Source organism: Kaistia sp. MMO-174 (assembly GCF_037147815.1).
Lineage (GTDB): Bacteria > Pseudomonadota > Alphaproteobacteria > Rhizobiales > Kaistiaceae > Kaistia > Kaistia nematophila.
This window is the reverse complement of the sequence record NZ_JBBCUO010000021.1, coordinates 1-585: the sequence shown is the minus strand read 5'-3', so window position 1 is coordinate 585 and position 585 is coordinate 1. Positions and strand designations below refer to the sequence as shown.

The following is a 585-nucleotide window of genomic DNA, read 5'->3' as shown; positions in this document are numbered from 1 at the left end:
GAGAGATGGCAGCATTCCGCAAGAAGCCCGTCGTGATCGAAGCGACGCAGTTTGAAGGAACGATGGAGAGCGCAAACCGGGTTCTCGCGTGGATCGGCAGCCATGGTGGGTACGCTACGCGGGCGCACATGATGATGCCCGAGAAGGGCATCATCATTCATACCCTTGAGGGCAACATGACTGCTGCCGTTGGCGACTGGGTCATCAAGGGGACCAAGGGGGAGTTCTACCCCTGTAAGCCAGATATCTTTGTCGAGACCTACGAACCCGCCACCCCCCTCCCAACCCAAAGCAGCATGAGGTGATGAGGATGAGCGAGACAGCCATCTACCGGCACAAGAAGCGCGGCACGCTCTACGCGCTGCTCGGCATCGGCAAGATGCAGGCCGAGGAGTGGCACGAGTGGACTGCGAACTACAGCCCGAAAGACGACGTGAGTAAGGTCCTGGGTGTATCCGTCGACATGCGCGAGGTCGCCGTCTACCGCAGTTTGGACGACGGTCAGATCTGGGTCAGGCCACGCGAGGAATTCGAGGACGGTAGGTTCGAGCTGGCCACCAACCTCCGCCATAGCCCCACCCCACC

1 protein-coding gene and 1 pseudogene are annotated in these 585 nt (G+C 60.5%); both read left to right on the top strand.

Annotation, left to right across the window (positions count from 1 at the left end; genetic code table 11):
• Window positions 1-305 (top strand): hypothetical protein (locus WFK98_RS27235; RefSeq protein ID WP_336802523.1); only part of this gene is annotated, 305 nt, incomplete at its 5' end.
• 5 nt (window positions 306-310) lie between these two features.
• Window positions 311-585: pseudogene (locus WFK98_RS27230) on the top strand (hypothetical protein); the annotation flags it as partial.